This is a genomic window from Micromonospora sp. NPDC051924, from assembly GCF_055586005.1.
Window position 1 is genome coordinate 42,418 of record NZ_JBVJJA010000045.1, and the last position, 6,485, is coordinate 48,902.

5 protein-coding genes and 1 pseudogene are annotated in these 6,485 nt (G+C 67.0%); 2 read left to right on the forward strand and 4 right to left on the reverse strand.

Annotation, left to right across the window (positions count from 1 at the left end):
* The first annotated feature begins 137 nt into the window (after window positions 1-137).
* Window positions 138-677 (forward strand): MOSC domain-containing protein, encoded by a 540-nt coding sequence (locus tag ACZ6S5_RS28320; protein WP_466005240.1) that lies wholly within the window; start codon window positions 138-140, stop codon window positions 675-677.
* A 590-nt stretch (window positions 678-1,267) separates the two neighbouring features.
* On the opposite strand, the gene ACZ6S5_RS28325 is transcribed toward ACZ6S5_RS28320, so the two are convergent.
* The 3 genes and pseudogenes from ACZ6S5_RS28325 to ACZ6S5_RS28335 form a co-directional block, all read right to left on the reverse strand.
* A complete protein-coding gene (locus ACZ6S5_RS28325; RefSeq protein WP_466005242.1) occupies window positions 1,268-2,110 on the reverse strand; it encodes a GNAT family N-acetyltransferase in 843 nt (280 codons plus the stop codon).
* Window positions 2,111-2,192: 82 nt separating this feature from the next.
* The gene (gene rox, locus ACZ6S5_RS28330) at window positions 2,193-3,617 is read right to left on the reverse strand and encodes a rifampin monooxygenase (RefSeq protein ID WP_466005253.1); all 1,425 of its coding nucleotides are present in this window, start codon (window positions 3,615-3,617) and stop codon (window positions 2,193-2,195) included.
* A 444-nt stretch (window positions 3,618-4,061) separates the two neighbouring features.
* Window positions 4,062-4,523: pseudogene (locus ACZ6S5_RS28335) on the reverse strand (integrase core domain-containing protein); the annotation flags it as partial.
* A gap of 347 nt (window positions 4,524-4,870) precedes the next feature.
* Here ACZ6S5_RS28335 and ACZ6S5_RS28340 point away from each other — a divergent pair.
* A complete protein-coding gene (locus ACZ6S5_RS28340) occupies window positions 4,871-5,173 on the forward strand; it encodes a DUF4193 domain-containing protein (RefSeq protein WP_466005243.1) in 303 nt (100 codons plus the stop codon).
* 640 nt (window positions 5,174-5,813) lie between these two features.
* Here the strand turns inward: ACZ6S5_RS28340 and ACZ6S5_RS28345 are convergent.
* Window positions 5,814-6,272: an SRPBCC family protein gene (locus tag ACZ6S5_RS28345; protein ID WP_466005245.1), complete on the reverse strand. Its 459-nt coding sequence runs from the start codon at window positions 6,270-6,272 to the stop codon at window positions 5,814-5,816.
* Window positions 6,273-6,485 lie beyond the last annotated feature (213 nt).

Here is a 6,485-nt window from a genome sequence, read left to right on the forward strand (position 1 = left end):
ATTCATCAGTCGGCCTGTCGGCTGGGCTCGCGCACCGCAATCGGCAGCTCGTGGCCGCGCGGTCGGCGGCAATAGCGCCCCGGCATGCTTCCCACCTCTTCAATCCCCGGTGTCGGCGCGCTGGCAGGATCAGGCGCATGAGTCGTGAGGTCGTAGCGGTCCATGTGAGTCCGGCGCACACTTTCAGCAAGCTGACGGTGGACGCCATCATGCTGCACGAGGGTCTTGGGGTGGAGGGTGATGCCCACTTCGGGGCCACCGTGCAGCACCGATCGCGAGTGGCCGCCGATCCCTCGCAGCCAAACATGCGCCAGGTCCACCTCATCCACGCAGAGTTGTTCGAAGACCTCGCCGAGGCAGGTTTCCATGTGACGCCCGGTGACCTCGGGGAAAACATCACGACGCGTGGCATCAATCTGCTCGGTCTAGCCGTCGGCACACGCCTCACCATCGGGCAGGCCGTCATCACGGTCATGGGCCTGCGCAACCCGTGCCAGCAGATCAACAACTTCCAGCAGGGCCTGCTCAAGCAGGTCGTGCATCTCCATGAGGACGGGCAGGTGGTCCGTCTAGCTGGCGTCATGGGCATCGTCTCGCGCAGCGGCCAGGTCAGCGCCGGAGATCACGTTGAAGTCGAGCTGCCGCCCAAGCCGCATCACCCGCTTACGCGGGTGTGACGCCTTCTGCTCACCGTGCGGCAACTGCTCGAGCAAGTGGCGCACCGCGCTGTGGTCCAACCGCCATAGGGCGTGAACAACATCCGCAACTCGGCAGATCCGCGCACACTCAGCGGCAGATCCGTGCACTCCAATCGGAGGTGCCTGGTCAGTGCGGTGACATCACCAGCTCGACGTGTTGCGCTTCCGCTACGTCGTCCACGTTGAACTGCAGCAACCAGCGACCCGGCTGAAGCGCGACTTCGTCGCTGTTGTCGGCATCACCGATATCGAGTCGTTCCGAGGGACCCTCGAGGGCGTGTCCTGCTGCCGGACACCGCCGACGACCGGTGCCACGAGCACTCGGCCGCCGGCTGAGCCCCCGTTACGCCAGGAAACGCGCGGATCGCGGCTACTTAGAGACTTTCCGCAGGATCGATGTCCGGCCAGACTCGGTCCAGGTGCTCGGCGAGACGCTCCCACCTTGCGGCTGCCCACCGGTGTCATTGGTGTGGCTCTCTCATGGCCATGACAGTGCCCGGTGCCGGCTCCTCGACGCGGCGAAGCGAAGCACCCGGATGCCGGGCGACGTCTCGCGAGGGAGCAAGGACTCAGCGGGCGGAAACCGGCTCGGACGACGGCCGCCACTCCCGCCTGATCAGCCCGTAGACCCACGAATCAGAGACCTCGCCGTTCACGACGCAGTCTTCCCGCAACGTCCCTTCACGCACGAACCCGAGCTTCTCCAGCACGCGGGCAGATGCCACGTTGCGTGTATCGGTCTCCGCCTGGACGCGATTCAGGTCCAGCGTGTCGAATGCCCACCGCAGCAAAGCGCCCGCGGCCTCCGTCGCGTAGCCGTGGCCCCACGCTGCATCGTCGAAGCAGTAGCCCAGCGATGCGCTGCGGTAGTCCGGATTCCACCGGTTCAGGCTGCACCAGCCGATGAACGCCCCGTCGGAGACACGATCCACGGCCAGCCGCGCCCCGGTGCCCCCCTCTGCCATCTGCCGGCAAGCCGTGATGAACCGCTCGGAGCGCACGCGTTCGCTCCACGGCGGCGCGTCCCAGTAGCGCAACACGTAGGCGCTGCTGTGCAGCGCGAAGAGGTCGTTCGCATCCGCGTCGTCGAAGGGACGCAGTCGAAGGCGAGCGGTGTGCAGCGTGGGGGTGGGCAGCGACATGCGCGTCATGTTCTCTCTTGTGATCGGTTGCCGATCAACCAGACTTCTGATGCCGGCCACTCGCAACGGGTTTTCTCGGCGGGCGGGCAGAACGACGTGTTTGATCTGGTTGATGTCCGGCAGTGGGCTGAAGCACATCACCTCGGCCGGCCCCTGCCGCCGTGCCAGCTCCTTCAAGGCCCGGGCCAGGGCCGTGTGGTCGGTCGCGTCCGCCTGGCAGGTCTGCACCTCGACCTCTTCGGCGGTCAGCGCGCTCGCCAGGTCGTCCAACTGGCTCTGGTTGCGGGCAATGAGCCCCACCGCGTGCCCGGCCCGGGCGAACCGGCGTGCGTTTTCGGTTTTTCAGGCGAAATTAGTTGGCGGGCTTGCCGAACCAGCGGGAGAGGTGGTCGTCCAGGTCCTGCTGATCGTCGCCGATCCAGGCGACGTGGCCGTCGGGGCGTAGCAGGACGCACGGAACATCCAGTACCGCAGTGGGATCCCCGAGGTAATCGACCCGGTCCGACCAGCCGCCGACGGTCAGGCGTTCGGTGCGGTCGAGCAGCAGGCCGCGGCCGCGATGCAGCAGACCGTAGAGGTGGCCCTGTTTCACGTCGATGTCGCGTAGGCGGCGGCCGAGCAGGTCGGGGCCTGCGCCGAAGTCGTAGCGGATGCCGATTGCGGTGATCTTCTCGATCAGATAGCGGTTCACCTCGTCGAAGTCCATCAGTTCGGTGAGCAGCCTGCGCACGGCCCGCGGACCCGGTTCGGTGGACAGCAGTTCCATCTGGGCGCGAGTGTTGTCCAGCACGTCCTCGGCGACCGGATGACGTTCGGCCTGGTAGGTGTCCAGCAGTGTTTCCGGCGCCCAGCCGCGGATCTGTGCGGCCAGTTTCCAGCCGAGGTTGAATGCGTCCTGAACGCCCAGGTTGAGGCCCTGTCCGCCGGTGGGTGGATGGATGTGTGCCGCATCGCCGGCCAGCAGTACCCGCCCGACCCGATAACGTTCGGCTAGCCGGGTGGCATCCCCGAAGCGGGACAACCAGCGCGGGGAGTGCACGCCGAAATCGGTTCCGGCGATGGTGCGCAACTGTTGTTTGAAATCCTCGAGGGTGGGCGGTTCCGCGCGGTCGCTGACTCCCGCGGCGGGGACTACGACGCTGTAGACTCCTTCGCCGAAGGGCCGGAGCCAGAATGGCTGATGGGTCTCGTGGATTTCGGTCACCTTGGCGGTGATCTCCTCCTGCGGTACACCCACTTTCATCTCGCCCATCAGCGTCTCGGTCCGTGAGGGCTCGCCGGGGAAGCCGACGCCGAGCAGTTTGCGCACTGTACTGCGCCCGCCGTCACAGCCGATGAGATAGCGCGAACGCAGCTGTTCCCCGTCGGCCAGCTCGACGGTCACACCCTCGTCGTCCTGCTCGAAATCGGCCACCGCGCAACCGCGCCGGACCTGCGCACCCAGGTCGATGGCATGTTCTTCGAGCAGATGTTCGATGACCGGCTGCGGGATGCCCAGCAGGTAGGCGTGCGCGGAATCCAGGCTCTTGGGCGCGGGTTTGGTGATGGCGGCGAAGAAGCCGCCGGCCGGACGCTGTCTTCCGTGTTCGAGAATGCGCTCCAGCAGCCCGCGCATTGCCATCAGCTCGAGACTGCGAATATGCAGACCCACTATGCGGACGAACGACTTGGGCTCGGTTTCCTTCTCCAGAACGAGTACCCGCACATCGTGCAGCCGCAGTTCGGCGGCCAGCATCGCGCCCGTCGGCCCGCACCCGGCAATGATCACGTCGAACATGAGGGGCGCGCGATCGGCGCCGGAGGCCGGCGATGGGAGTCCGGGGACGTCGCCCACGGTGGAGTCGCGCTCGACCGTATCGTTCGACGACGGCTCGGCGGTGAACTGCAGAGAGTGCATAGGTGTTGCCTTTCGGGAGTGCCTTGTTGGCGAGGCGCTCCCGGCGACACCTACGTCAATCGCCCGACCGTGACGGGAAGGGGGAGCGCCCACATCGATACAGCGTTCATGGGTCTCACCTCCTCGGGCGGTGTCACGTTCAGCTGCAAGCTACAAGCCCGAGCGTCATCCGTCCAGTCCTTTCCCGGCCACGCGATCACGACTCCAAACGGGCCCGTGCGGCGGCGATGCTGATCAGGGTTTGCCACCACCCGGCCATGGCTGACTTTGCCGGAGCCCTGGCCTACGGACCGTCGATCGGATGGGCTCGGTGTTGCGATACCGTCAGGCGCCCACGCCGGCGTCGAGCAGTCCGGCGTTCGCGGGCTGGCGGTGGTCCGCAGGGCGGCCCACGAATCTAGGGAGATGTCGATGCCGGAGCTCGAGCCCGCTCAAGACGCCCACGCCGAGGATGCCGACACGCCAACCACGGCCCAGACCGAGACCGAGACCGGCGAGCCTGCCGTTTACGCAAATCGGGCTGCCCGACGCGCGAAGGGCAAGGTCGCCTCGCCTCAACCGTATGGAAAGGGCCAGCGCCTCGGCGGCCGGGGCTCGGTTCAGAGCCCGCGCCAGTGGGGTAACCGCCGAAGTGGCTGATCCGTTGGTGGAGCCTTCATTGGCACACGGTCGGTGCTCGTTGTAGTGCGTGACGTATTCGGCCAGGGCTGTCAGCAAAGTGCCGGGGTGGTAGATCAGGATCTGGTCGAGGCACTCGTGCCGTACCGTGCGCACCCGTCTCTCCGCGTACGCGTTGGCCGCGGCGAGTGCGGCGGGGTACGAAGGATGTCGACGCCGTCAGAGGCAAAGAACGCGGGCGTGCACTTCGCGGCGCGGTCACGGATCACCTCTTCGCCAGAGGGCGACAGACGGCAACGGCCGGTCCGGGACATCGTCTCGCGGTGCCCTTCGGGACCGGCCATGGCCGGGGGAGGGGGAGTTATTAGTATTTTCCGTCTGGTGGCGACCACCGCCGATGGTGCCCCTCGCATCCAAGGGCGAGCGCTACCCTTCCACCGCTCTCTTGAGCACCACGACATGCCCCCCGCGGTCTACCGTCGTGACACCCATATCAAGCGGGAGAGGCCATCACGATGAGCAAACCCATCGATTACGACGCACCGCGCCGACCCGCTGTTGAGGTTGAAGACGACAGCCTGGAGGAACTCAAGGCGCGCGGCGCGGCGTCGCAGTCAGCGAGAGTCGACCTCGACGAGGCCGAGGCTGCCGAGAACTTCGAGTTGCCCGGCGCGGACCTGTCCGGCGAGGAACTGACCGTGACTGTCGTGCCGATGCAGCCGGACGAGTTTCGATGCGCGCGCTGCTTCCTGGTACACCACCGCAGTCAGCTCGCCGCGCAGCCCGACGGCCGGGAGGTCTGCCGGGACTGCTCCTGACGTCCACTGTCAGGCACCATTTCCCGCCACTCCGGGCGACCACCCAGCCACGCGTCGGCGAGGATCTTTGCCGACGCCCGGCTCGGACAGCGGTGTAGCTTCGACCGGCCCGCGATGCCGCCGGTCTGCGCCTCTACTTCCCATCGCTGGCCGTCGGTGCGGATGTAGACGTCGCGACGCCCCCGCGGACTCCGGTCCCCGTTCCACCAATGACGCTCGATTCTCACGTGCTGACCGTATAGCACCACCTGCGGAAAGACGAACGATAGGGATCTTGAGAAGAGGCGGCCGGCGTGATCGACCAACCACGGATTGTGGACGAGAGGCGTCCGCCGTAGGGCGGCCGTCGGTGATCTGCGCGGGTCAGCTCCACCTGCACGTAGCCGTGGCCAGCAACCCGACCGGCAATCTCGCCAACGCCATCAGAGTGGCTCATGTTCGCCGGCTCCGGTGTCTGACGGCAGGTCCAGCAACTGCTGGCAACGGTCGGTCGGTGCGTCTGCCTGGGCGACACCCACGTCCTGATACCGGTCTGTCATCCGTGAAGGAGCCGGACCGGTGGAGGCTGATTCGCCCCTTGCTGTCGGGCGCGATGGATGGTGGGGGCCAGATCGCGCGGGCAGCGGCATCACAGGATGGCTTAGCCCGCTTCGACGAGTCTGGCGAGGTTCGCCAGGGCCATGCGCGTACCCGTCTCGTTGTCTTCGACCGGGATCGCGTCCGGAATGCCGTCATGCATGACGACGACTTCGGTGCCGCCGTCCACGTCGGTGAGCGTCGTGGTCATGGTCATCGCGCCGTGGAGCGCGGGGTCGTCGGTCTCGAACTCGACGACCTCGACCACCTGCTTGTCGGGCACGATCTTGACGAAGTGGCCGTGGTAGCTGTCGGTGTGCGCCGTCGACTTGCCGCTATTGTCCGGTGTCTCGTAGGTGAGCGAGACGCGCAACGAGCCGCCCTCGCGCGCGTCGAACTCGTGCACGTGGCCGCTCATGCCAGTGGGCACCCGCCACTGGGCGACCGCGGCCGGGTCCAGCAGGGCCCGATAGACGGCCGAGCGCGGTGCCTTGACGTGTTGGGATACCTGGGTCGAGTACATGGAGTGAATCTAGTGTTTCGCGCTCGGGATGGCATCGAGGTCTTAGCCGCCGCCGTGGGGGGGGGGGGGGGGGAGGGGGGGGGGGGGGGGGGAGGGGGGGGGGGGGGGAGGGGGGGGGGAGGGGGGGGGGGGGGGGGGGGGGGCGACGCCGGCACGATCGGGCGGAGTGGGGAGCATACGAGAGGGATAGACGAGCGGTCGTTCCTAGCAAAC